This window comes from Streptomyces sp. NPDC055140, assembly GCF_053607285.1.
Genome location: NZ_JBSGTG010000003.1, coordinates 366,287 through 390,973 on the forward strand (window position 1 = coordinate 366,287; position 24,687 = coordinate 390,973).

Below are 24,687 nucleotides of genomic sequence, written 5' to 3' on the forward strand. Positions count from 1 at the left end.
CCACCTGCCTGTGAGTAGTGATCCTTTGGTGCTGCCTGGCGCATCCGGTGTGGGCCGGCGCCCGGGTGGCAGCTCCCCCTCGGATGGGCTGGGTTCAGCGGCCCGTCTTGGGATCGAACGCATCCCGGACGGAGTCCCCGAGGAGGTTGAACGCCACGAAGAAGACGACCATGGCGACACCCGGGAAGAACATGTAGGTCGGGTCCTGCTCGTAGATGTTCGCGCCGGTGGCGAACATCAGGCCCCAGTCGGGGGTCGGGTCCTGATACCCGACGCCGACGAAGGACAGGAAGGCGACCGAGAGGATGGTGCTGGGGAGCAGGTACGTGCCCTGCACGATGATCGGCGTGATCAGGTTGGGGAGCAGCTCCTTGCGGATGATCCGCCAGGGCGAGGCGCCCGCGACCTTCGCCGCCTCCACGAACTCGCGCTCACGCAGGGAGAGCGTGACGGCGCGCACCAGGCGGGACAGGCTCATCCAGGTGAGGAGCCACATCACGCCGAGGATGGCGAGGAAGCGGATGTAGACCGGCGTCTCCTCGTCGGGCGCCACGAAAACCGTGACCACGACGGGCATCACCGCGACCATGAACAGCTGGCTGGGCAGGGCGAGCATGAAGTCGGTCAGCCGCCCGAGCCAGTAGTCGATCTTGCCGCCGAAGTACCCGGAGACGAGACCGATGAGCACGCCCACGATGACGATGCCGATCGTGGCGAGCAGCGCCGTGTAGAGCGACGTACGCATGCCGTAGAGCAGGTACGAGAACACGTCGCGGCCGTAGTTCGGGTCGATGCCGAACCAATGCTCGGGCGAGATACCGCCGTTGGGACCGGCCGGCAGGTTGAACTCGTTGAGGAGTGTGGGGTCGTCCTGCCCGTAGAAGGTGTACGGGTCCTTGCCGTACACCTTCGCGATGACCGGCGCGAGCGCGGCTATCAGGAAGAAGAACAGGACGATGAAGGCGGAAACGACGCCCGTCTTGTCCCGTTTGAAGCGACGCCACATCAGCTGTCCGGGGCTGCGCCCCTCGAGCTTCTTGGGCCCCTTCGCGTCAGCCTGCAGCGCGCTGTCCTTGTCCAAGACGGAAGAGGTCTCGGCGCCCTCAATCTCGATTGGACTCGTCATGATTCGTCCATTTCACAGGTGTTGGAGGTCGTCGGCACACGGCGGGCTCCTCCCTGTGGGACGGAGCACCGGACCGACGGCCGTCGCACGGCGTACGCCACTCCAGTTGGATTGCCACCAGGGGGTACGACGACCTACGGGCGGTACACGGCAACCCAAGGCCGGATGCGCGCGGTTGAGCTACGACTGGGGTGAACTCACCCCGGGGGAACCTGACCCGAACGGGCAGGCCGTGCCGTCAGAGACTGTCGCGGCGCTTGAGCGCCGTGCCGACCACGGAGCTACTGCCCGCAAGTCCTGTACCTGCCATCGGGGACGACGCGACCCATATGGCGCTTGTGGCACCTCGCATGGGTTCCTCCTCATGAGTCCACTTTTGTTCACTACAAGTGGAGGCACATGCCACCTTGCCGACACCCCTGACGGCGAGGATTCAAGTGCCCCAGTGCGCTCGCGAGTCGGCACTCCCCACAGTGCGTGACCCATTGACCCGAGCTCTACGCGCTCAACTATCTGGCATGAGAATCGGACCGACCACAGTGTTTTGGTCTCGGTTCGATCACACCTGATGCGTACTTAGCCCAAAATCCGGACAAAGCGATACGCGATAGATCCCTGCGAAACGGACTCGTTACACATCTATCGGTCAGAGGCGTCCGGATTCCGGACGGCTGCCCTTGGAAAACGAGTTGCACATCACGAGCCCTTACGCAGGGCTGTGGGAAGACTCTCAGCGGGCGGATCAACGCGCGTGGATCGCGCGGGAACGCGTCCAGGATGCCACGAGGGTAGTGAAGTACCACCTGGTGCGGGCGATGATCCTGTAAAAACTCCTGCGCGGACCTCCTGGCGCAGGACATACGACAAAGGCCCGGGCCCCCCGAAGGGGAGCCCGGGCCTTTATGCCGTGAGATCAGCCGTTCTTGGCCCGCGAGGCCGTGCGGCCACGCTGCTTCTGGTCGAGGACGACCTTGCGGATACGGACCGTCTCCGGGGTCACCTCGATGCACTCGTCGTCGCGGCAGAACTCCAGGGACTGCTCGAGCGAGAGCTTGCGGGCGGGCACCACGTTCTCCGTGGTGTCCGCGGAAGCCGCACGCATGTTGGTGAGCTTCTTCTCCTTGGTGATGTTCACGTCCATGTCGTCGGCGCGCGAGTTCTCGCCGATGATCATGCCCTCGTAGACCTCGGTGCCGGCCTCGGTGAAGATGACACCGCGCTCCTGGAGGTTGACCATCGCGAACGGCGTCACCGTGCCCGAACGGTCCGCGACGAGCGAGCCGTTGTGACGGGTGCGCAGGTCGCCGAACCACGGCTCGTGGCCCTCGAAGATCGAGTGCGCGATACCGGTGCCGCGGGTCTGCGTCAGGAACTCGGTACGGAAGCCGATGAGGCCGCGGGACGGGACGATCCACTCCATGCGGACCCAGCCCGAACCGTGGTTGGTCATGGTCTCCATGCGGCCCTTGCGGGTCGCCATGAGCTGCGTGATGGCGCCGAGGTGCTCCTCGGGCGAGTCGATCGTCATGCGCTCGATCGGCTCGTGCGTCTTGCCGTCGACCTGCTTGGTGACGACCTCGGGCTTGCCGACGGTCAGCTCGAAGCCCTCGCGGCGCATCTGCTCGACCAGGATGGCGAGCGCGAGCTCACCACGGCCCTGGACCTCCCAGGCGTCGGGGCGCTCGGTGTCCAGGACACGGAGCGAGACGTTACCGACCAGCTCGCGGTCGAGGCGGTCCTTGATCTGGCGGGCGGTGACCTTGTGGCCCTTGCCGCCCTTGCCGACCAGCGGCGAGGTGTTCGCGCCGATGGTCATCGAGATGGCCGGCTCGTCGACCGTGATGAGCGGCAGCGCGATCGGGTTCTCGGTGTCGGCCAGGGTCTCGCCGATCATGATGTCCGGGATACCGGCGATGGCGCAGATGTCGCCCGGGCCCGCCATCTCGGCCGGCTTGCGGGTGAGCGCCTCGGTCATCATGAGCTCGGTGATGCGGACGTTGGACATCGTGCCGTCGCGCTTGATCCACGTGACGGTCTGGCCCTTGCGCAGCTCGCCCTGTTCGACGCGGCAGAGCGCGATACGGCCGAGGAAGTTGTCGGCGTCCAGGTTGGTGACGTGGGCCTGGAGGGGGGCCTCCTCGTCGTACTCCGGGGCCGGAACGTGCGACAGGATCGTGTTGAAGAACGGCTCGAGGTTCTCGCTGTCCTGCGGGACGGTGCCGTCCTCGGGCTTGGTCAGCGAGGCGACGCCGTCACGGGCGCAGGCGTAGACGATCGGGAACTCGATCTGGTCCTCGTCCGCGTCCAGGTCCAGGAACAGGTCGTACGTCTCGTCGACGACCTCGGCGATCCGGGAGTCGGGGCGGTCCGTCTTGTTGATGCACAGGATGACCGGCATCTTGGCCGAGAGCGCCTTGCGCAGCACGAAGCGGGTCTGCGGCAGCGGGCCCTCGGAGGCGTCGACGAGCAGCACGACCGCATCGACCATCGACAGGCCGCGCTCGACCTCACCACCGAAGTCGGCGTGGCCGGGGGTGTCGATGATGTTGATCGTGATGGCGTCGCCGCCATCCTTCGGGTGGTACTTGACCGCCGTGTTCTTGGCCAGGATCGTGATGCCCTTCTCACGCTCCAGGTCATTCGAGTCCATCATGCGGTCGTCGAGCGACTCGGCGGCGTGCGCCGCGAAGGCGCCGGCCTGCTTGAGCATGGCGTCGACCAGCGTGGTCTTGCCGTGGTCGACGTGGGCGACGATGGCGACGTTACGGATGTCGTGGCGCGTGGCCATATTGCGGCGTACTCCCGGAGTGAGTGGACGGCTGCGCGTACGTCTCTTCGTACACGCGCCCTGCCGGGCTGGACACGCCACGGCCTCACCCCATCGTACGGGGCTTCGGCCGGGTAGGCCTTCTGGGGCTCTGGGGTCAAGGATGCACAGTGAGTGAACGTCGCGGAGAGGCGTGGGGGGCGCCCCTGAGAAACCGCAGGTCAGTGGTGATACGAACCTTGCCCGCCGGAGGGACCGGCGGGCAAGGGACTTGAGCGAGATCTGAGCTGGGTGATCTTCGGGACGATCCCCCAGGGGGACTCAGGGCCACTCAGGGTGCGATGTGCGTCACTCCTCGGACGGCTTCTCGGACGGGCTCCCGGACGATTTCCCGGCCGGGCTCGCGGAGGAGTTCGCGGAGGAGTTCGCGGACGCGCTCGCCTTGCCGGAGGCGTTCGGCTCGGCACCCGGCCGCGCACCCGCCTTCAGGAAGCCGATGTCCTCGTAGTCGGGCTCCTGGAAGCCGAAGGCTCCCGCGTTGGCGACGCTGCGACGGGCGGCCACCAGCTCCGGGCGCTGGTAGAGAGGAATCGATCCTGCTGCGGCCCAGATACGGGCGTCGGCCTGCTGGACCAGGGAGCGCTCCTCCCCCTCGTCGAGCTCACCGATCGCCTGGTCGAAGAGCTGGTCGATGTGGTCCGTACCGACCCGGGTGTAGTTCTGCTCGACCGTGAGCGAGCCGTCCGCCGCGGGCACCGGCTTGGCGTAGATCGGGCGGGCGTCGGTGGCCGGGAAGGCCGAGACGGGCCACGAGTAGAGCGCCAGGTCGTACTGCCCGGACGCGATGTGGTCCTTGAAGTAGCTGGCGTCGGCGACCTTCGACGTCTCCGTGCGGATACCGATCTTCTCCAGCATCTGCGAGATCCGGTCGGCGACCGCGCGCAGTGAGCCCGAGCCGGGGCCCGACGGGAGCACGAAGCGCAGCGTCAGCGGCTTGCCGTCCTTGGCGAGCGGCCCGGCGGGGGCACCGGCGGGTGCGGCCGTCCCCTTCGGGGCGTACGCGCCCGGGGCGCCACCCTGGGCGGCCTCCTTCGCGTACTGATCCGCGTGCTTCTTCTCCTTGTCGGCCTCGCGCAGCTTCCGCGCGTCGGCCTGGTGCAGGAGCGCGGTGTACCGGTGGGCGGCGGTGCGTCCGGGGTCGAGCAGCGGGGGCTGCCGGTCGCCCGGCTTCTGGTCGCTCTCGCCGACGATGTACGTGCCGTCGTCCGAGTCGGAGGCGGCACCCTTCTTGTCCTCCGTGCCCGCCTTGCTCTTCTTGCCCTCGCTGCTCTTCTTGCCCTCGCTGCCGGACTCGCCGTCGGACTCGCTGCCGGCCGTCTTCGGCTTGGTCGTCGCGGTCTCCTTCTTCAGCGGACCGCCCTGCACCCAGCCCGCGTCCGCGAGCAGCGCCCGGGCCTCGGTGGTGTCCTGGCTGCCGAGCGCACCGCTGCTGTCGGCGTACGCCTGCTGCCCGGCGAGGGCGAGATGGCTGCCGACGGGGTGCGCGGGCAGGCCGAGCGGCTTGAGGACGACCTCGGCGAGCTTCTTGCGGTCGATCGCGCGGGCGACGGCGCGGCGCACCCGCTCGTCGGCCAGGGGCCCCTCGGCGCCGTTCAGCGCGAGCTGCGTGAAGGCGGGTTCGAGAGACTTGCGGACGACGTAGTCCTCCAGGCGCGACTGTTCCTTCTCGTACTTGTCGGCGGCCTTGCGGGTCTTCGCGCGGGCGCCGAGTTCCGCGTCGGCCGCGTCCTCGTCGTCGCCGTGCGCGACGGCCCAGGAACGCATCGACTGGGCGGGGGTGAGCGCGCCGGGGCCGTGGGCGAGCGGGCCCGAGTTGCCCTTGTCGCGGTCGGCGAGGGAGATGCGGGATGCCTCTTCCGGGTCGACGGCGGCGAGGTCGACCTTCCCCGCGACGAGCGCGGCGGCACGGTCCTCGCGGGGCACGGCCCGCAGGACGAGCTGCTCCAGCTTGGCCTGGCGGCCCCACCAGCGCGGGTTGCGCACCAGCGTGATGTCCTTGGCGCCGCGGTCGATCCCCTTGATCGAGAAGGGGCCGGCGGTGACCTTGAGCTTGCGCCGGGCTTCCTCGTTGAAGGCGTCCGGGGTCCCCATGACGTCCTTGGGGTACAGCGGCGAGAACAGCGAGCGCCAGTCCGCGTACGGCTTCGCGAAGGTGACCCGCACCTCCAGGTCGTTCTTGCCGCGCTCGATCTTCTCGATGCGGTCGTAGCCCGCGTTGTGGGCCGTCCAGTACGCGGAGTTCTTGCCGGACAGGGCGCGCCACTGGGCGGCGAAGTCGGCGGCGCCGATCTCGCGGCCGTCGCTCCACACCGCCTGCTGGTTGAGCTTGTACAGGACGACCTGCTTGGGCTCGCGCTCGATGACCTCGGCCTTCTCCAGGAAGTCCGGGTCGCGCACCGCCCTGCCCTGGTTGTCGAGCCGGTACATAGAGGGCAGCACGGCGCCGGCGACGCGGGACGTGCCCGCGTCGGCGTCGGCCTGGAAGGAGTTGAGGGTCACCGGCAGGGCGTCGACGGCCCAGCGCAGGGTGCCGCCGTCGGCGATGTCGCCGCGGGCCGCGGGCGCGATGTCCTGGGCGGCGGCCGGACTGCTGGACTCTGCTTCGTCGTCGCCCGAGCTGCAACCGGCCAGGGCCGTCACCGCGAGCGCCCCCGACACGAGGAACGCGGCCGAGCGCAGGACGGGACGCCGCGCTGGACGCCTGGCGGGGCGATATGTGGCGCCGTCATGGGACATCACGGGTACCTCCGGGGCTAGCCCGGCCGCCCGCTTACCAGGACCGGGCCGGGTTTGTTCACGTTTGGCCGTATATGGAGCTGATCACATCTATCGCCCCACTGAAGGGGACGGGTCGAGCAGGCAGTCGGCGACACGGCGCTGCGGTGCCAGAACCCCACTCGTGCGGCCCAATGACGGCCCCGTCAGGGGCGCGGGGAACCGCGCGACAAGCCTCCACAGCCCCGCACCCGCCGGCGAAACCCCACCACCCAGCCCCTGAGGCACCGCCCCCCGAAGGGGGCGCACGAAGACCCGCACTCCAGCAATCCGCGCAGATCCCTTCACAAGGCGTGATGTGACGCGCGACACTCGCAGGCGCATGAGCATCTCCGCCGCACCAGCGGAAGCGAGGGCAAGTCATGTCCCTGAACGACGACTTGACGGCAGCCGAGCGCTGCCTCGACGAACTGTGCCGGACCGTGGGGCGCCTGGAGCGGCAGCTCGACGGCGGCCTCGACGTACGGCGCGTACGCACCGACGCCGACCATCTGCGCGAGAGCGTCGCGCTGCTGCGGGCGGCTGCTGCCGCTCCGCCGCCAACGCGCCGGCCCGAACTCGTGCCCGTCCCCGACACCCCGTACGACAGTTCGCTCTGGACCGACTCGGACGACGAAGGACTCGGCGCCCGGGACCGGCACGCCCCCTGACCCTCTGAGCGGAGGCTTCGTTGGCCACCGGCACGGAACCCCATCCCCAAGCGGGCGCGCACGGCGTCCGGCACAGGACGCGCGCCGCGATCGCGTCCGGGCACCTGCGCACCGACCGCTGGTGGCTGGCGCCCGCCAGTACCGCCGCGGGACTGCTCGCCTTCATCGTCTACTCGACGTGGCGGGCCTTCGCGAACACGGACTACTACCACGCGCCGTACGTCTCGCCGTTCTACTCCCCGTGCATCGCGGCGAACTGCAAGCCGATGCACGCGGGCCCCAACTGGGAGATATTCGGCGGCTGGTGGGGTCTGTCCCCCGCGCTGCTCATCCTGATCTTCCCGCTCGGCTTCCGGCTGACCTGCTACTACTACCGGAAGGCCTACTACCGCGGGTTCTGGGCGTCTCCGCCCGCCTGCGCGGTCGCCGAGCCGCACAAGAAGTACACGGGCGAGACCCGCTTCCCGCTGATCCTGCAGAACATCCACCGCTACTTCTTCTACGCGGCGATCCTCGTGGCGGGCATCCTCACGTACGACACCGTGCTCTCGTTCCGCGACGAGACGTACGCGTGGGGCCACATGGGTCTCGGCACGCTCGTCTTCCTCCTGAACATCACGCTGATCTGGGCGTACACCCTGTCCTGCCACTCGTGCCGGCACATCGTCGGCGGCAAGCTCAAGCACTTCTCCAAGCACCCGGTGCGCTACCGGATGTGGCAGTGGGTCGGGAAGCTGAACGATCGTCACATGCTGCTCGCCTGGGCGTCGTTGATCAGCGTCGCGCTCGCCGACTTCTACGTTTTCCTGCTGTCGTCCGGCGCCTTCGACGATCCGCGCTTCTTCTAGATGGGGTGGCACTTCTGATGTCTCAAGTGGAGCGGCAGCAGTGGGACGTCGTCGTGGTGGGGGCGGGCGGTGCGGGCCTGCGCGCGGCGATCGAGGCGCGCGAGCGCGGCGCGTGTACGGCCGTCATCTGCAAGTCCCTCTTCGGCAAGGCGCACACCGTGATGGCCGAGGGCGGCATCGCCGCGGCCATGGGGAACGTGAACTCCGGCGACAGCTGGCAGGTCCACTTCCGCGACACGCTGCGCGGCGGAAAGTTCCTCAACCAGTGGCGGATGGCCGAGCTGCACGCGCGTGAAGCACCCGACCGTGTATGGGAGTTGGAGACCTGGGGCGCCCTGTTCGACCGGACGGCGGACGGCCGGATCTCGCAGCGCAACTTCGGAGGCCACGAGTACCCGCGCCTCGCGCACGTCGGTGACCGCACGGGCCTGGAGCTGATCCGCACGCTCCAGCAGAAGATCGTGGCGCTCCAGCAGGAGGACTTCAAGGAGTTCGGCGACTACGAGGCGCGCCTCAAGGTCTTCCAGGAGTGCACGGTCACCCGTGTGCTCAAGGAGGGCGAGAAGGTCTCCGGCACGTTCTGCTACGAGCGCGAGAGCGGCCGTTTCTTCGTCCTGGAGGCGCCGAGCGTGGTGCTGGCGACGGGCGGGATCGGCAAGTCGTTCAAGGTGACGTCGAACTCGTGGGAGTACACGGGCGACGGCCACGCGCTGGCGCTGCTCGCGGGGGCGCCGCTGCTGAACATGGAGTTCGTGCAGTTCCATCCGACGGGCATGGTCTGGCCGCCGTCGGTGAAGGGCATCCTCGTCACGGAGTCGGTGCGCGGCGACGGCGGGGTCCTGCGCAACTCCGAGGGCAAGCGGTTCATGTTCGACTACGTCCCCGACGTCTTCAAGGAGAAGTACGCCGAGTCGGAGGACGAGGGCGACCGCTGGTACGACGATCCGGACCACAACCGGCGCCCGCCCGAGCTGCTGCCCCGCGACGAGGTGGCGCGCGCCATCAACTCCGAGGTGAAGGCGGGCCGCGGCTCCCCGCACGGCGGCGTCTTCCTCGACGTCTCCACGCGCATGCCGGCCGAGCGCATCCGGCGCCGGCTGCCGTCGATGTACCACCAGTTCAAGGAGCTGGCGGACGTCGACATCACGGCCGAGCCGATGGAGGTCGGCCCGACCTGCCACTACGTGATGGGCGGCATCGCCGTCGACTCGGACACGGCGGCGGCGCGCGGCGTCCCCGGCCTGTTCGCGGCCGGCGAGGTGGCGGGCGGCATGCACGGCTCGAACCGCCTCGGCGGCAACTCGCTCTCCGACCTCCTCGTCTTCGGCCGCCGCGCCGGGCTGCACGCGGCCGAGTACGCGGCCGGGCTCGACGAGCGCCCGGCCATCGACGCGGACCAGGTCGACACGGCGGCGGCGGAGGCACTGCGCCCGTTCTCCGCGGAGGGTCCCGCGGACGGGGGCGTCGCCGAGAACCCGTACACGCTCCACCAGGAGCTTCAGCAGGCGATGAACGACCTGGTCGGCATCATCCGCCGCGAGGAGGAGATGGCCGAGGCGCTCGACCGGCTCGCCGGGCTGCGGATGCGGGCGCGGCGGGCCGGGGTGGAGGGGCACCGCCAGTTCAACCCCGGCTGGCACCTCTCGCTCGACCTGCGCAACATGCTGCTCGTCAGCGAGTGCATCGCGCGGGCCGCCCTGGAGCGCACGGAGTCGCGCGGCGGTCACACCCGCGAGGACCACCCGACGATGGACCGCCGCTGGCGCCGCACGAACCTGCTGTGCCGCCTCGTCGATCCGACCGGCGGCCTCGCGGCCACGGACCCGGTCCGGGGCCAGATCGACCTCGTGCGCGACACCACCGAGCCCATCCGCCCGGACCTGCTCGCCCTCTTCGAGAAGGAAGAGCTGGTCAAGTACCTCGCCGAAGAGGAGCTGTACGAGTGAGTTCGTACGATGCGCGTTTCAGGGTCTGGCGCGGTGATGCCGAGGGCGGTGACCTGACGGACTTCTCCGTGGAGGTGAACGACGGCGAGGTCGTCCTCGACATCATCCACAGGATCCAGGCGACCCAGGCCTCCGACCTCGCGGTCCGCTGGAACTGCAAGGCGGGCAAGTGCGGTTCGTGCTCGGCGGAGATCAACGGCCGGCCCCGCCTGATGTGCATGACCCGCATGTCGGTCTTCGACCGTGAGGACGTCATCACGGTGACGCCGCTGCGCGCCTTCCCCGTGGTCCGCGACCTGGTCACGGACGTCGGCTTCAACTACGCGAAGGCCCGCGAGATCCCGGCGTTCGTCCCGCCGGCCGGGGTCGGTCCGGGCGAGTACCGCATGCAGCAGGAGGACGTGGACCGCTCGCAGGAGTTCCGTAAGTGCATCGAGTGCTTCCTGTGCCAGGACACGTGCCATGCGGTGCGCGACCACGAGGAGAACAAGGCGGCGTTCGCGGGCCCTCGCTTCCTGATGCGGGTCGCCGAGCTGGACATGCACCCCCTCGACGCGGCGTCGGACTCCGGCCTCGACCGCAAGCGCACGGCCCAGGAGGACCACGGCCTCGGCTACTGCAACATCACGAAGTGCTGTACGGAGGTCTGCCCGGAGGGCATCCACATCACGGACAACGCCCTGATCCCCTTGAAGGAACGAGCGGTCGACCGCAAGTACGACCCGGTGGTGTGGCTGGGGAACAAGATCCGGCGGAGGTCGTCCTCGTAAGGCCGCGCGGCGCTACGGAGTGCTCACCCGGCGCATCAGCGCGCCTATGTCCCCCGCCACGAGCGGCCGCAGCCGCTCCGGCGTGACGCGTCCCCCGGCCGGTGCGGTGCTGACGCTCAGGGTGAACTCCGCGTCGCCGTCCAGGACGTGGACCGTCGCCGTCCGGCCATGGACGACCGTGTACGCCCGGTCGCCCAGGCCCTTCGCCGTCCGCACCTCGGTCCGGCCCGGGATCCGCTCGGCGGCCGTCGTGCGCGCCGCGTCGAACTCCGCGCCGGGGTCCGTCCGCTTGTGCAGGACCATGGACGCCGTGATGGTGCCGGCCCGTCCCGTGCCCTCCTTGCGTTCCAGCTCCCCCGAGCAGTCCGCCGTGTCCACCGCTGCGCTGCTGCTCCGCGTGGACTCCCAGCGGGATCCGCGGTCGAAGGCCGTGGCGAGGTGGGACATCGCGAGGAGGGAGCAGAGGCGGTCACTCACCCGGTAGCCCTCAGGTCGGGGCCCTGCGCGCCGAACGCGTACAGGCCGGCGCCCCAGACGGCGGACGCGGCGAGCGCGCCGACGAGCAGCGCGCCGAGGGGACGCCGCCGCTGTGCGGCAGGCAGGAGCTCGGGGCGGTTCGCAGGGGCCACGGGTCCGGACACGACAAGCTCCGGTTCGCTGATCGCGCCGCCTGCGGTCCAGGGTCCGTTCTCCATGCCGGAAACCTATGTTGAGCAGCGGTTTTACCGGAAGGTCCGGCGATAACGATGCGGATTCGGCACAACCGGACCGGGCGGATCCCGGTCGCGGTACCCCAGATCCGGTCATACGCTCCCAACTGTGACGCCGCCTCCGAGTCGCCCCCGTCCGGTACGGATAGCCGCGCGGTCGGCTGTGGCCGCCGTGCTCGCGCTCTGCTGGACGCTTCTGCCCGCCACGACCGCCCGTGCCGACGACCCCGTCACTCTGTCGAGAACCGGCCAGATCACCGACAAGGTGGACGCCCTCCGCGACCGTGAGCCCGATGTCGCCTCGGCCCTCGACTCGCTCGACAGCGAGCACAACACCCAGCTCTTCGTGGTCTACGTACGCGACTTCTCCGGCCGCTCCGCCCAGGACTGGGCCGACGACACGGCCGCCAAGAACGGCCTCGGCCTCAACGACGTACTCCTCGCCGTCGCCACGCACGACCGGCAGTACGCCTACTCCGTCGACCAGGACTCCCAGCTCACCGACGCGCAGCTCAAGGATGTCGCGCAGACCGCGATCGAACCGGCGCTGCGCAGGAACGACTGGGCGGGCGCCGGGATCGGCGCGGCCAACGGCATCTCCGCCACGCTCGCGGGCCGCCCCGTCCCCGCCCCGACGATCACCCCGGGCCCGGCCGACCCCGGCGGCTCGGACACGAATCCCAGCGCGGCCGACCTCGCCCTGCCCCTCATCGTGGTCGGCGGCGCGGGCGCCCTCGCGGCGTTCACGTACACCCGCCGCAAGAGGCGTGCGCGTACCCGCACCACGCCCGGCGGCGGCTGGGGCGGGGGCGCAGGACCGAAGGTCACGCCGCTGCCCGAGCTGGACAAGCAGGCCAGGCAGCTGCTGGTGGAGAGCGACGACTCGATCCGCACGAGTACGGAGGAACTCGGCTTCGCCACCGCCCAGTTCGGCGACGAGGCCGTCAAGCCGTTCACCGAGGCGGTGGCGTACGCCCAGTCGGAGCTGACGGCGGCCTTCCGGCTGCGGCAGCAGCTCGACGACGCGCACCCCGAGGACGACGCGACGAAGCGGCAGATGCTCGACGAGATCATCAGCCGCTGCACCGAGGCGGGGCGCAGGCTCGACGCCGAGGCCGCGGACTTCGACCGGCTGCGGGCCCTGGAGCGCACCGCGCCCGAGGCCCTCGCCCACGCGGAGCTCACCTCCCGCGACCTGGCCGCCCGCACGGCGACGACCGAAGAGACGCTGACGGCGCTCGGTTCCCGCTACGCGCCCTCCGCGCTGGTTCCCGTGGCGGGCCACATCGAGCAGGCCAAGGACCGGCTGGTGTTCGCCACGACGAACCTCGAACAGGCGCGGAGCTGCGTCGACGCGGGCGACAACGGCAGGGCCGCGGTGTTCCTGCGGGCCGCCGAGTCGGCCGTCGACCAGGCGGGCACCTTCGTGGACGCGGTCGACCGGCTCGGCCACGAACTGGCCGAGGCCGCCGGGAAGCTGCCTGCCGCGCTCACCGAGTCCGACACCGACCTCGCGGACGCCCACGGACTCCTCGCGGGCATGACCGAGGGCGCGTCCACGGCCGATCTGCGCGGCCGCATCGCACGCGTGGAGACCGTCGCCGCGGGCGTGCGCAAGGAGATGGCCGCCGGCCCCTACGACCCGATCGACGCGCTGCGCCGCGTGGAGGAGGCCGACTCGGCGCTCGACGCCTCCCTGGACGAGGCCCGCGAACGCGAGTCCGGCACCGCCCGCGCGCGCTCCCTGCTCGACCAGGCGGAACTCACGGCCCGCAGCAGCGTCGGCGCCGCGTCGGACTTCATCACCACGCACCGCGGGGCGGTGGGCAGCGAGGCCCGTACGCGCCTGGCGGAGGCGCAGCGGCACCTGGAGTACGTACGGTCGGCGGCACAGGCGGATCCCGCCGCCGCCCTGGCCGGCGCCCAGCGGGCCGACGCGCTGGCCCGGCAGGCACAGCAGCTCGCCGAGCAGGACGTGCGGTCCTTCGGGAATCCGTACGGCGGCGGGGGCGGGCGGGGCGGAGGGGGCATGGGGGGCGCGGTGCTCGGCGGGATCATCCTCGGCGAACTCCTGGGCGGCGGGCGGTCCGGCGGAGGGTTCGGCGGGCGGTCCGGCGGGGGCGGCGGCTTCGGGGGCGGGTTCGGCGGCGGCGGTCCGGGGAGTTTCGGCGGGGGCGGGACCCGTGGCCGCAGGGGCGGCGGCGGGCGGTTCTGACCCGGCGGCATTCACCGAGTTCCCCACGTATCTCCCTCGTACAAGGAGCACCCTCATGACCAAGCAGACCATTCTCGGCCGCGTCACCCAGCTGGCGAAGGCGAACATCAACGCCCTTCTGGACGGCGCCGAGGACCCGCAGAAGATGCTCGACCAGCTGATCCGCGACTACTCGAACAACATCGCCGAGGCCGAGCAGGCCGTCGCGACGACCATCGGCAATCTGCGGATGATGGAGCAGGACCACAAGGAGGACGTCGAGGCGGCCGCCGAGTGGGGCGGCAAGGCGCTCGCCGCGAGCAAGAAGGCCGACGAACTGCGGGCGGCGGGCAGCGCCGCGGAGGCCGACAGGTTCGACAACCTCGCCAAGGTGGCGCTCGGGCGGCAGCTGAGCTCGGAGAAGGAGGCGAAGGACGCCGAGCCGACGATCGCCGCGCAGAACGAGGTCGTCGGAAAGCTGAAGTCCGGCCTCGACCAGATGAAGACGAAGCTGGTCGAACTCCAGTCGAAGCGGGACCAGTTGGTGGCGCGTGCGAAGACGGCGCAGGCCCAGAACCAGATGATGGACGCCGCCAGGAACATCAACGTCCTCGACCCGACGAGCGAGCTGAGCCGCTTCGAGGAGAAGGTGCGCCGCGAGGAGGCCAAGGCGCTCGGCAAGCAGGAGCTCGCCGACTCGTCGCTCGACGCGCAGTTCGAGCAGCTGGAGGGGCTGGGCGACACGGCGGAGATCGAGGCGCGCCTGGCGGCGCTCAAGACGTCTGCGTAGGGCCGAGGAGGCGGCGCGCCCGGTCAGTACAAGCTGAGCAGCGCCTCCGTCGGGTCCACGGCCGCCGAGTCGCCGTCCGGCAGCGGGAGTTCGAACCAGACGGTCTTGCCGCGCGGCGTCCTGCGCGAGCCCCAGGAGGCGCTGAGCAGGCCGACCAGCTGAAGCCCGCGGCCGCCCTCGTCCGTGTCGCGCGCGCGGCGGCGGCGCGGCTGGACGAGGCCCGCGTCCCACACCTCGCACACGAGGGTCCGGTCGAGCAGGAGGCGCAGCCTGATCTCGCCCTCGCCGTACCGCAGGGCGTTGGTGACCAGCTCGCTGACCAGCAGTTCCGTCGTGTCGACGAGCGGCTCCAGGTCCCATTGGGTCAGCTGCGCACGGGTGAACTCGCGGGCTCGGCCCACCGAGCGGGGCTCGCGCGGCAGCGTCCAGTCGCCCACGGCGTCGGCCGGCAGGCCCTGCACGCGGGCCATCAGCAGCGCGATGTCGTCCTCGCCGTGGTGGGTCTCGAGCGTGGTCAGCACGTGGTCGCAGACGTCTTCGAGCGCGGGCGAGGGATCGTCCAGGGCGCTGCGGAACGCGGACAGGCCCTCGTCCAGGGGATGGTCGCGGGACTCGACGAGCCCGTCGGTGTAGAGGGCGAGGAGCGATCCCTCGGGCAGCTCGACCTCGACCTCCTCGAAGGGCTCCCCGCCGACGCCGAGCGGCATGCCCGGGGGTACGTCGAGCATGAGCGCCCCTTCGCCGGGCTCGACCAGGACGGGCGGCAGATGCCCCGCGTTGGCGAAGGTGCAGCGCCGGGTCACGGCGTCGTAGACCGCGTACACACAGGTGGCGAGATAGACCTCGGAGAGGTCGGCGTCGCCGGTTCTGCGGGCGGCGCGGGTGGCCTGCTGGACGCCGCCGCCGGGGCCGGGGGCCGGGGACGACGGGCTGCCGGGCGCGCCGAGGCCGCGGGCGATCTCGTCGAGCGCGGAGAGGACCTCCGCGGGTTCGAGGTCGAGGAGGGCCAGGGTCCGTACGGCGGTGCGCAGTTCGCCCATGGCGACGGCGGCGCGCAGGCCGCGGCCCATGACGTCGCCGACGACGAGCGCGGTTCTGTGTCCCGGCAGCTCGATGACGTCGAACCAGTCGCCGCCGACCTCCGTGGCCGCGTTGCCCGGCAGGTAACGGCAGGCGATGTCGAGGCCGGACGCCTCGGGGTCGTCCGGCGGGAGCAGCGACCGCTGGAGTATCAGGGCGCGCTCGTGCTCGCGCCGGTAGAGGCGGGCGTTGTCGATGCAGACGGCGGCGCGGGCGGCGAGTTCGACGGCGAGGGCGCGGTCGCGGTCGTTGAAGGGCTCGCTGCCCTTCGTACGGGCGAAGCGCGCGAGGCCGACGACGGTGTCGTGGGCGACCATCGGCACGGCCAGCGTGGACTGGATGAGGCCGCCGGACTCGGCGGGGACGAACTGGGGGCGGGCGGTGCGCAGGGCGTCCGCGCAGGGCGAGTTGAAGGAGTAGCGGTGGACGGCCCCGACCTCGACGACCCCGTCGCCACCGGACGCTTCGAGGTACGGCACGTCGGCAACGGCGCTCGCGGCGGCGACCCTGCGCAGCTCGGCGCTGCCGTCGGCGAGGCTGCGGCTGTTGAGCGCCGACTCGTCGCCGGCGAGGAGCCCCTGGTAGAGGTCGACGGAGGCGAGGTCGCAGAAGCCGGGGACGACGACGTCGAGGAGTTCGCGGGCGGTGGTCTCCAGGTCGAGCGAGTTGCCGATGCGGGCGCCCGCTTCGTTGAGGAGGGCGAGGTTGCGGCGGGCGTGGGCGGCTTCGCGGGCGGCGGCGTGCCGCCGGGTGACGTCGGTGGCGAGCCCGGCGACGCCGATGGGCCGGCCGCTGCCGCTGTGCACGCGGTAGAGGTTGATCGACCAGTGCCGGCGCTCGGCGGAGTCGGGCGCGGGCCCGACGAGCTGCATGTCGGTGACGGACTCACCGCTCTCCAGGACGCGGCGCAGCGCGGCCTGGACGCGGTCGGCCTCGCCGCGGGGCAGATAGTCGTGGACGGTGCGGCCGCGATGGTCGTCGGCCCGGCCGCCGAAGACGGCGGCGAAGGGCCGGTTGGCTCGCTGCACCTTCAGGTCGGTGCCGAACAGCAGGAAACCGAAAGGAGATTGGCCGAAAATGGCCTGCGACGCGGCGAGGTCCGTCTCGATGCGGCGCAGGGCGCGGACGTCGACGACGATGCAGACAGCGGCGTGCTCGCCGGACTCCGTCTCGGTCGGCATCACATAGACCTCGGCTATCCCCTCCGTATACGGAGCGGGGCCGTGCTGACCGGGGACGTACAAATCGCCATCGCCGGACGCCGATCCGCCCGCGTCCGCCGCCCGGCCCCTGGGCATCCGGAAGGGGACGACGCCGGTCCACTCGCGGCCGTCGAGGATCTCCGCCATCTTGCGGTGGCCGCGCTCGCGCAGTTCCGTGGAGACGAAGGCCTCGATGGGGTCCTTGCCCACGGCTTCCTGCGCGCAGACGCCGAAGAGCTGCGCCGCGCGCCGGCTCCACTGGTCGATCAGCCCGTCCGGGCCGATGGAGAAGGAGGCGACCTTGATGTAGTCGTACATGGAGCCGGGCGGACTGCTCTGCCACGTCTCGGCCCGGGGCGGGCCTGCCGCATCGCGCGCGGCCGTCCCGCCCGAGGTGCCCTCGGACGACGTGACCTTCGCTGGTATCTCGCTCACGCGAACCGTCCCCTCCAGCTCACCGCGTCCGGCACCGGTCACCGGGGCGGCTGCCCGCAGTATCCAGCACTACGGCGCCGCGCAACACGGTGTTCACGATCACACCACGGTCCCGACGCTTTTTGGCCCGTCCCCACGTAACAGGACGACAACCAGATCCGCGGCTGTCCCGTGCCTTTTCCTGGCCGGCCCTTCGCCGATCAGCATGCTCCCTGTCTCCTAACCAGGGAGGGTTCCTCTTAACCGGCGCGACGCCACCGGTTCCGGCCGCAGGTTCCGGCCACCGGTAACGGCCGCGGTCAGTGCCGGCCGGGCAGCGACAGTTCGAACCAGACCGTCTTGCCCGCGTCACCGGGCCGCGTCCCCCACCGCCGTGCCGCCCCCGCGACCAGCTGGAGCCCCCGCCCGCTTTCCTCTTCCGGCCCCGCGACGCGCTCCAACGGCGGATCCGGAAGGGGATCGGAGACCTCCACTCGCAAGGTGTGGGCCGGCTCCGCCGACCTCAGGAGACGTACACCGATGGGTCCGGAAGCGTGCCGGAGCGCGTTGGTCACCAGCTCACTGACGAGCAGTTCGGTGACATCGCCGAGCGAATCGAGGCCCCAGACGCCGAGCTGGCCGCGGACCGCGGCACGAGCGGAACGGACTGCGCCCGGTTCCTCGGGGAAGACCCACTCGGCGCACCCCCCGTCGGTGTCGATCACGCCGATCACTTCCCAGGCAGCAGTAGAACCCCGTCCACCCCTTCGGATCGCGTCCGATTTCATAGGGTTAATCGGCATATACCCGGGTGGCCGTTGGCGCTACCGTCTCACACGAACACTCCGGGAAGGGCGGCACGAACGGAGCACTCGCGACGGTACGACGGGTGACACAACCAGCAGCACGACGGTGGCAGCCGACGGCACGACGCTGGCGGCCCGCGGCACGACGACCGGCACCACGGACAGGACTGCCGGCGGACGGATCACGGCCGCTGCGCCGCGAGCACCGCCTTCACCGCCGGTACGTCCTGGTCGAGCCAGTCCACGGACCAGATCTCGTCGGGCCCGAGCCAGCGCAGCTCGTCGTGGTCCTCCAGGGGGCGCGGGCGGCCGGACAGCAGGCGCGCGGTCCACACCCGCAGCACGTATCCGGGCTTCAGGGGCCACTCCCCCGGGACGCGCGCCACTGGCTCGGCGCTGATCCCGAGTTCCTCGCGCAGCTCCCGCACGAGAGCCCGCTTCGGGTCCTCGCCGGGCTCGACCTTGCCGCCGGGGAGTTCCCAGCGGCCCGCGAGCTCGGGGGGCGCACTGCGTCGCGCGGCGAGCAGACGGCCGCTGTCCTGGAGGGCCGCCGCGACGACGACGGTCGGTTCAGTCATGTGCCGGAGCCTACGGCCGCGGGCGGGGACGTCAGCGCGCGGTGCCGTTCTGCGCCTGGCCGAGGCGCTCGACCCAGTAGAGCTGCTTGTGGCCGCGGCCGTCGAGACTGTCGGCGATCCTCTGGGCTTCCACCCTGGTCGCGTACCTGCCCACGCGATAGCGGTTGCCGTTGTCGTCCTGGCGTATGACGAGCCACACAAGCGTGGTCGTGCCCTCGTTCATCGCACCCCTCCACTCCCCGACCCCGGCTCGCACAGCGCCCCGCTTCCTGAGGAAACCCCACTCCGCATATGCCCGAGCGTACGCCTGACCTTCACGCAGCGGATACGCATTGGCACAAAGAGATACGCAACCAGCCAATCCGCAGGGGGCGCACTCCGAAGAGTGCGCCCCCTGGACGTGCCTCAGTTTGGGCGGTCAGCCGGTACGCACCGTCGGCATGGGCATCAGCACCGGGCCGGCCTGCGGCTCCTTGCGGCAGGCGTCGCCGCACTCCGCGTCGAGCGAGCAGCACAGCGAGCAGACAGGGCCCGACCGGACGGGGCAGTCCGCGATGTCCGGGAGTTCGTACGCCGTCTCGCAGACGCTGCACGTGTGGGTCGCCGTGATGTCGGCGATCTCGACGTCGGGGCCGTTCACCGGGTTGGGCCTGGCCAGGTAGTACTTGCCCTTGGTGGCCCAGGCGATCAACGGGCAGAGCGTCAGGGCGAGTCCGGCCGCTATGAACGTCGAGAAGGCCTCCGCGTACTCGCCGAACACCCCGAAGAACGCGACGATCGAGACGGCCGAGGCGATCACCATGGCGCCGAAGCCGGCCGGGTTCACGGCATACAGATAAGCCCGCTTGAACTCGATGTACTTGGGGCTCCAGCCGACCCGCTTGTTGATGACGAGGTCGGCGGCGACGGCCGCGATCCAGGCGATGCCCACGTTCGAGTAGAAGCCCAGCAGCTTGTTCAGGGCGGCGAACATGTTCATCTCCATCAGCGTCAGCGCGATGGCGAGGTTGAGGAAGATGTACCAGACGCGGCCCGGGTGGCGGTGGGTGATGCGGGAGAAGAAGTTCGACCAGGACAGCGAGCCGCTGTAGGCGTTGGTCACGTTGATCTTGATCTGGGAGACGACCACGAAGAGCGCCGCGGCGGGCAGGGCGACCGATCCGAGCCACGGCTTGAGCGCCTCGACCTGCGGCGCGATGGGTTCCAGCGCGTGGGTCTTGCCGACGGCTTCGACGGCGACGAAGGCGAGGAGCGCGCCGCCGAGTTGCTTGGCGGCGCCGATGATCACCCAGCCGGGTCCGGCGGCGAGAACGGCCAGATTCCATCGCTTCCTGTTCTGCTCGGTCCTGGCCGGCATGAAGCGCAGGTAGTCGGCCTGCTCGCCGATCTGCGCGATGAGGGAGAGCGCGACGCCGGTGCCGAGGCCGAAGCCGAGCCAGGAGAAGCCGCTGCCCGCACCCTCCGTGCCGCCGAAGTGGGCGAAGTCGCCGAAGGAGCCCGGCGAGTGGAAGGCCAGGATCACGAAGGGCAGCACGAGCCCGATGAGCCAGACCGGCTGCGTCCACGCCTGCACCTTGGCGAGGGCACCCATGCCGCGGAAGACGATCGGGATGACGATGAGCGTGGTCAGCAAGTAGCCGACGGGCAGCGGCAGTCCGACGATCTCGTGCAGGGCCTGCGCCATGATCGAGCCTTCGAGGGCGAAGAAGATGAAGGTGAACGAGGCGTAGATGAGGGACGTGAGCGTCGAGCCGAAGTAGCCGAAGCCCGCGCCCCGGGTGATGAGGTCCATGTCCAGGCCGTACTTGGCGCAGGCGCGGGCGATGGGGATGCCGGTCAGGAAGATGATCGTCGCCGCGCACAGGATCGAGGCGAGCCCGCTCGTGAAGCCGTACGTGAAGACGATGGAGGCGCCGATCGCGAAGTCGGCGAGGTAGGCGATGCCGCCGAGCGCAGTGGACGCGACCATGGTCGGGGACCAGCGCCGGTAGGAGTGGGGCGCGTAGCGCAGCGAGAAGTCCTCGCGGCTCTCGTCCGCGGCGAGCTTGGCGTAGCTGCGCCGCGGCGGGGCTGCCTCTGTGTCACGGGTGACCGTGTCCGTCATGAGGGTTCCTGTCGTCCGGCCGATTGCGGGTACGGACGGAAGTTAGGAGCCGTGCATGACAATGCGGGGCGGCCGGTGATTGCCCCGGCGTTACGGGAGGCGGCCGCGGGTTAAGTCGCCGTCACGCGCCCCGGACAGGGCGTTCGCGTATCGGTCACTTCACGGGCAGGTGGTATGCGATCCGGTACCGGTCGGCGGGGACGACGACGTCCGCCGTCTCGACCGGTCTGCCCGACGCGAAGTACGTGCGCTGGATGACGAGGACGACATGGCCGGGCACTCCGCCGAGCGCCATGAGCTCCTCGGCGAGGCCGGGGCGGGCGCCGACCTCCTCCGTCACGTTGTCCACGATCACGTCGATGGCGGCCATGCGCTCGACGACGCCGCAGCCGCCGAGGGGGCCCTCCTCGGGGAGCATCACGGGGGTGCGTCCCGTGACCGCGAGGGGCTCCCAGGACGTGGAGAGCATCATCGCCTCGCCCGCGTCCCGGTAGACGTACTTCGTGCACATCACGCGGTCACCGGCGCGGACACCGAGGCGCTCCGCGATGACGCTGCTCGCCTCGACCTGTTCGCTGCGGGAGTCCCACGTGCCGCGCGCCGTCTCGTCGGCCTGCTCCTGCTTGAAGGGGGTGGAGCCGCTGGTCGGCCGGTATCCGGAGCGGGCGACGCGACGCGGCACCGGTGTCTCGCGCACATACGTGCCCGATCCCGAGCGCCCCTCGACGAGGCCCTCGGCCATCAGCACCTTGCGGGCTTCGAGGGCGACGGTGTCCGAGACGCCGTACTCCTCACGGATCCTGGCCTGTGACGGGAGCCGGGTGTGCGGTGGCAGCGATCCATTGACGATCTTCTTGCGAAGATCACCCGCGACGCGCAGATACGCCGGCTGCTCACCGAATGTCACTGGCTGCACTCCCTAAGACCCATGGCGACCCGTCAGGTTGACAGACAGCAACAGCGTCGCAACCCAGGGTTGTGCGCCGCAAGCAAAGGCCAAAGAATCACTCGAAGTGATGACATACGCGGGCGCAGGCCTTTACGCAGGGAGTTTCTCCGGGTAAGGGAATCCTTACGCCTGGCCGTTGAGACTGGTGGCGGCGGGGACACCCGCCATCCGTGGGACCTCCGGCGCGGGTTGCCCGACTCCCGTCCGCAACCGCCCGCATCGTCGGATGCGTGACCCGACCCCGCCGATCCCCCGCCCGCCTCACCGTCCTCCTCGCGCTCGCGGTGCTCGGCGCCTCACCGGGCGCAGCCCTGGCGACGCCCGGCCCCGGCCCGGCGCCCGCCCCCGCACCCGCGGGCTCCCCCGCCAAGACCTCTGAGGTCTCCGCGGCCTGCACCGGCGACCCCGCCTGGGCCCCGGCCACCACCCGTATCGACCCCGCGAACACCTATCACGCGTACACCGGCAACGGATATCTCGGCGTGCGCGTCCCGCCGTCCGGCACGGGCTACGCCGAGCCCGGCGACAGGACCGGCTGGCCGCTCTACACGCCGCGCTACGACGGGGCGTTCGCCGCCGGGCTCTACGCGCGCGGCCCCGAGAACACCGCACACCGCGAGGCCATCGCCGCGCTGCCGGACTGGACCGCGCTCGACCTGACGGTGGGCGACGAGACGTACGGCCCCGGCAGCCGGATCTCGCACTACCGGCAGACCCTCAGCCTGCGCTGCGGATTCGTCCGTACGTCACTGACCTGGACACACAAGGACGGCCGGCGCACCGACCTGACGTACGACGTGCTGACCGACCGCTCCCACGCGCACGCCGGAGCCGTGCGGCTGCGCGTCACGCCGCACTGGAGCGGTGAGGCGACCGTCACCGACTGGATCGACGGCCGCGGCGCCCGCCGGATCGCTCCCACCGGCGGCGGCCCCGCGGGCAAGCGCACGATGGCGGTGGGCTTCCGCACCGACGGCACCCGCCAGGACGGCGTCGTCGCCTCCACCCTGCGCGCCCCCGGCCGCACCCGCGCGGCGGGCCGTACCGATACGTTGACGAACCGTCAGTCCGCCACCTTCTCCGTCGACACGGGCCGCACGTACACCGTCACCAAATACGTCGGCGTGGACACGGCTCTCACCTCCCGCACCCCGCACGACTCGGCCGTCGGCGCCTCGCAGCGGGCGGCCTCTGTCGGATGGGACGAGGTGTTCCGCCAACACGTCGCTGCCTGGCGGAAGTTGTGGACGTCGGACATCGAGGTCCCGGACCGCCCCGACCTCCAGCAGCAGGTGCGGGCCGCGCGGTACGGGCTCCTCACGGCGGTGCGCGCCGGCGGTCGCGACAGCCTCGCGCCCTCCGGGCTCACCAGCGACGCCTACGCGGGCATGATCTTCTGGGACGCCGAGACATGGATGTTCCCCGCGCTGCTCGCCGACCGGCCCGAACTGGCGCTCCCCGTCCTCGAATACCGCTACCGCACGCGCGAGGCGGCCGCCGACAACGCCCTCAAGACGTCGGTCAAGGGCCTCATGTACCCGTGGACCAGCGCGAGCCGCGGCGCCCTGTGGACGGAGTGCCAGAGCTGGTACCCGCCGCACTGCGTCACCCAGAACCACCTCCAGGGCGACATCGCGCTCGCCGCCTGGCAGTACTACCTGGCCACGGGCGACCGCGCCTGGCTGCGCTCGCGCGGCCGGCCGCTGCTCAATGGCCTTGCGGAGTACTGGACTTCACGTGTCACGAAGAACGCCGACGGCTCGTACTCCATCAAGGACGTCGCGGGCCCCGACGAGTACAGCAACGGCGTCGACGACGGGGTCTACACGAACGCCGTCGCGGCCACGGCCCTGCGCTCCGCCGCCCGCGCCGCCCGGCTCGTGGGCGCCGCGCCCCCGGCCGCGTGGACGACGATCGCCGACGGGCTCCGCATCCCGTACGACCCGAAGCGCAAGATCTTCCTCCAGTACGAGGGCTACAACGGCTCGACGATCAAGCAGGCCGACGCGGTCCTGCTGCTGTACCCGCTGGACTGGAAGCCGATGCCGAAGGGCGCGGCGGCGGCGACCCTGGACTACTACGTCGCGCACACCGACCCGGACGGGCCCGCGATGACGGACTCCGTGAACGCGGTGGCCGCCGCGTCGGCCGGGGAGCCGGGCTGTGCCACGTACACGTTCCTGCGGCGCGCCTCGAAGCCGTTCTTCCGGGAGCCGTTCGGGCTCTTCTCGGAGGCGCGCGGCACGAAGGCGGGGTCCAGCGACCCGCTCGCGGGCACGCCCGCGCAGGACTTCCTGACCGGGAAGGGCGGCTTCCTCCAGGTGTTCACGCACGGCCTGACCGGCCTGCGCCTCGAGGAGGACGCCCTGCGCCTCGACCCGTCGCTGCCGCCGCAGCTCGGCAGGGGCGTGACGCTGCGCGGACTGACCTGGCGCGGACGCACGTACGACATCGCGATCGGGCCGGAGCGTACGACGGTCAGGCTGACCGCGGGCGAGCCGTTCCCCGTCGTCACGCCCACCGGGCGCGCCACCGTCAACCGCGGCGGGCTCGTCCTGCGCACCCGGCGCCCCGACCTCGAACCCACCTCCGACCTGGCCCGCTGCCGCACCGCGACGGCGACGTCCGAGGAGCCGGGCCTGTACGCGGAGGCGGCGGTGGACGGCAATCCGGTCACCCCCTGGCAGCCGGCGACCGCGCACGCCTCCCTCACGGTCGACCTCGGCCGGACCGGGAAGGTCTCCGGGGTGGACGTCACGGGCACGCGCGCGTACGCGGTGACGACGTCGGCCGACGGGGCGTCCTGGCGGGCCTTCACGCCGGGGCGCACGGCCCGGTACGTCCGCATCACCGAGAACGGCGAAAAGCCCGAGCCCGTCGATGAGTTGAGGGTGAGGTAGGGCCTGCCGCCCGACCGG

The 24,687-nt window shown here is 70.7% G+C and carries 18 protein-coding genes; 7 read left to right on the forward strand and 11 right to left on the reverse strand.

Annotation, left to right across the window (positions count from 1 at the left end; translation table 11 throughout):
• Positions 1–94: 94 nt before the first annotated feature.
• From ACWFR4_RS09350 to ACWFR4_RS09360, 3 genes are all read right to left on the reverse strand, one after another.
• Positions 95–1,126 carry an ABC transporter permease gene (locus tag ACWFR4_RS09350; protein WP_453459035.1) on the reverse strand — a complete coding sequence of 344 codons (1,032 nt, stop codon included), beginning with the start codon at positions 1,124–1,126 and terminating at the stop codon, positions 95–97.
• Positions 1,127–2,039: 913 nt separating this feature from the next.
• Positions 2,040–3,914: a translational GTPase TypA gene (gene typA / locus ACWFR4_RS09355; RefSeq protein WP_453651717.1), complete on the reverse strand. Its 1,875-nt coding sequence runs from the start codon at positions 3,912–3,914 to the stop codon at positions 2,040–2,042.
• Positions 3,915–4,241: 327 nt separating this feature from the next.
• A complete protein-coding gene (locus ACWFR4_RS09360; protein WP_453651719.1) occupies positions 4,242–6,689 on the reverse strand; it encodes an ABC transporter family substrate-binding protein in 2,448 nt (815 codons plus the stop codon).
• A 401-nt stretch (positions 6,690–7,090) separates the two neighbouring features.
• Between ACWFR4_RS09360 and ACWFR4_RS09365 the strand changes: the two genes are divergently transcribed.
• From ACWFR4_RS09365 to ACWFR4_RS09380, 4 genes are read left to right on the forward strand one after another with little or no spacing between them, the layout of a single operon-like run.
• Entirely contained in the window at positions 7,091–7,378 is a 288-nt protein-coding gene (locus tag ACWFR4_RS09365) for a hypothetical protein (protein WP_453459028.1), read from the forward strand.
• Between the two features lie 20 nt (positions 7,379–7,398).
• On the forward strand, positions 7,399–8,226 hold the full coding sequence (locus ACWFR4_RS09370) for a hypothetical protein (protein ID WP_453651721.1): 828 nt from the start codon (positions 7,399–7,401) through the stop codon (positions 8,224–8,226).
• 17 nt (positions 8,227–8,243) lie between these two features.
• A complete protein-coding gene (locus ACWFR4_RS09375; protein WP_453651723.1) occupies positions 8,244–10,172 on the forward strand; it encodes a fumarate reductase/succinate dehydrogenase flavoprotein subunit in 1,929 nt (642 codons plus the stop codon).
• Positions 10,169–10,942 (forward strand): succinate dehydrogenase/fumarate reductase iron-sulfur subunit, encoded by a 774-nt coding sequence (locus ACWFR4_RS09380; protein WP_116510382.1) that lies wholly within the window; start codon positions 10,169–10,171, stop codon positions 10,940–10,942. The genes ACWFR4_RS09375 and ACWFR4_RS09380 overlap by 4 nt, the downstream gene beginning before the upstream one ends.
• Before the next feature lie 12 nt (positions 10,943–10,954).
• Here the strand turns inward: ACWFR4_RS09380 and ACWFR4_RS09385 are convergent, their stop codons facing one another.
• Together ACWFR4_RS09385 and ACWFR4_RS09390 are read right to left on the reverse strand one after the other, a co-directional pair.
• The gene (locus ACWFR4_RS09385; protein ID WP_453651725.1) at positions 10,955–11,419 is read right to left on the reverse strand and encodes a hypothetical protein; all 465 of its coding nucleotides are present in this window, start codon (positions 11,417–11,419) and stop codon (positions 10,955–10,957) included.
• Positions 11,416–11,637, reverse strand: coding sequence for a hypothetical protein (locus tag ACWFR4_RS09390; RefSeq protein WP_453651727.1), 222 nt, complete (start codon positions 11,635–11,637; stop codon positions 11,416–11,418). The genes ACWFR4_RS09385 and ACWFR4_RS09390 overlap by 4 nt, the downstream gene beginning before the upstream one ends.
• Before the next feature lie 124 nt (positions 11,638–11,761).
• Between ACWFR4_RS09390 and ACWFR4_RS09395 the strand changes: the two genes are divergently transcribed.
• Positions 11,762–13,867 carry a TPM domain-containing protein gene (locus ACWFR4_RS09395; protein ID WP_453651729.1) on the forward strand — a complete coding sequence of 702 codons (2,106 nt, stop codon included), beginning with the start codon at positions 11,762–11,764 and terminating at the stop codon, positions 13,865–13,867.
• A 55-nt stretch (positions 13,868–13,922) separates the two neighbouring features.
• Entirely contained in the window at positions 13,923–14,636 is a 714-nt protein-coding gene (locus ACWFR4_RS09400) for a PspA/IM30 family protein (RefSeq protein ID WP_453459014.1), read from the forward strand.
• Positions 14,637–14,659: 23 nt separating this feature from the next.
• On the opposite strand, the gene ACWFR4_RS09405 is transcribed toward ACWFR4_RS09400, so the two are convergent.
• From ACWFR4_RS09405 to ACWFR4_RS09430, 6 genes are all read right to left on the reverse strand, one after another.
• A complete protein-coding gene (locus tag ACWFR4_RS09405) occupies positions 14,660–17,353 on the reverse strand; it encodes a SpoIIE family protein phosphatase (protein WP_453651731.1) in 2,694 nt (897 codons plus the stop codon).
• A 299-nt stretch (positions 17,354–17,652) separates the two neighbouring features.
• Positions 17,653–18,135 carry an ATP-binding protein gene (locus tag ACWFR4_RS09410; RefSeq protein WP_453459008.1) on the reverse strand — a complete coding sequence of 161 codons (483 nt, stop codon included), beginning with the start codon at positions 18,133–18,135 and terminating at the stop codon, positions 17,653–17,655.
• Between the two features lie 185 nt (positions 18,136–18,320).
• Complete coding sequence (locus tag ACWFR4_RS09415; protein WP_453651733.1) at positions 18,321–18,716, reverse strand: (deoxy)nucleoside triphosphate pyrophosphohydrolase; 396 nt, start codon at positions 18,714–18,716, stop codon at positions 18,321–18,323.
• Between the two features lie 31 nt (positions 18,717–18,747).
• A complete protein-coding gene (locus tag ACWFR4_RS09420) occupies positions 18,748–18,939 on the reverse strand; it encodes an SPOR domain-containing protein (protein ID WP_453651735.1) in 192 nt (63 codons plus the stop codon).
• A 195-nt stretch (positions 18,940–19,134) separates the two neighbouring features.
• Complete coding sequence (locus tag ACWFR4_RS09425) at positions 19,135–20,820, reverse strand: purine-cytosine permease family protein (RefSeq protein ID WP_453651737.1); 1,686 nt, start codon at positions 20,818–20,820, stop codon at positions 19,135–19,137.
• 154 nt (positions 20,821–20,974) lie between these two features.
• Positions 20,975–21,727, reverse strand: a complete 753-nt coding sequence (locus ACWFR4_RS09430) for a GntR family transcriptional regulator (RefSeq protein WP_453458998.1) — start codon at positions 21,725–21,727, stop codon at positions 20,975–20,977.
• A 272-nt stretch (positions 21,728–21,999) separates the two neighbouring features.
• Here ACWFR4_RS09430 and ACWFR4_RS09435 point away from each other — a divergent pair, with 272 nt between their 5' ends.
• Entirely contained in the window at positions 22,000–24,669 is a 2,670-nt protein-coding gene (locus tag ACWFR4_RS09435) for a glycosyl hydrolase family 65 protein (RefSeq protein ID WP_453651739.1), read from the forward strand.
• The last annotated feature ends 18 nt before the right edge of the window (positions 24,670–24,687 follow it).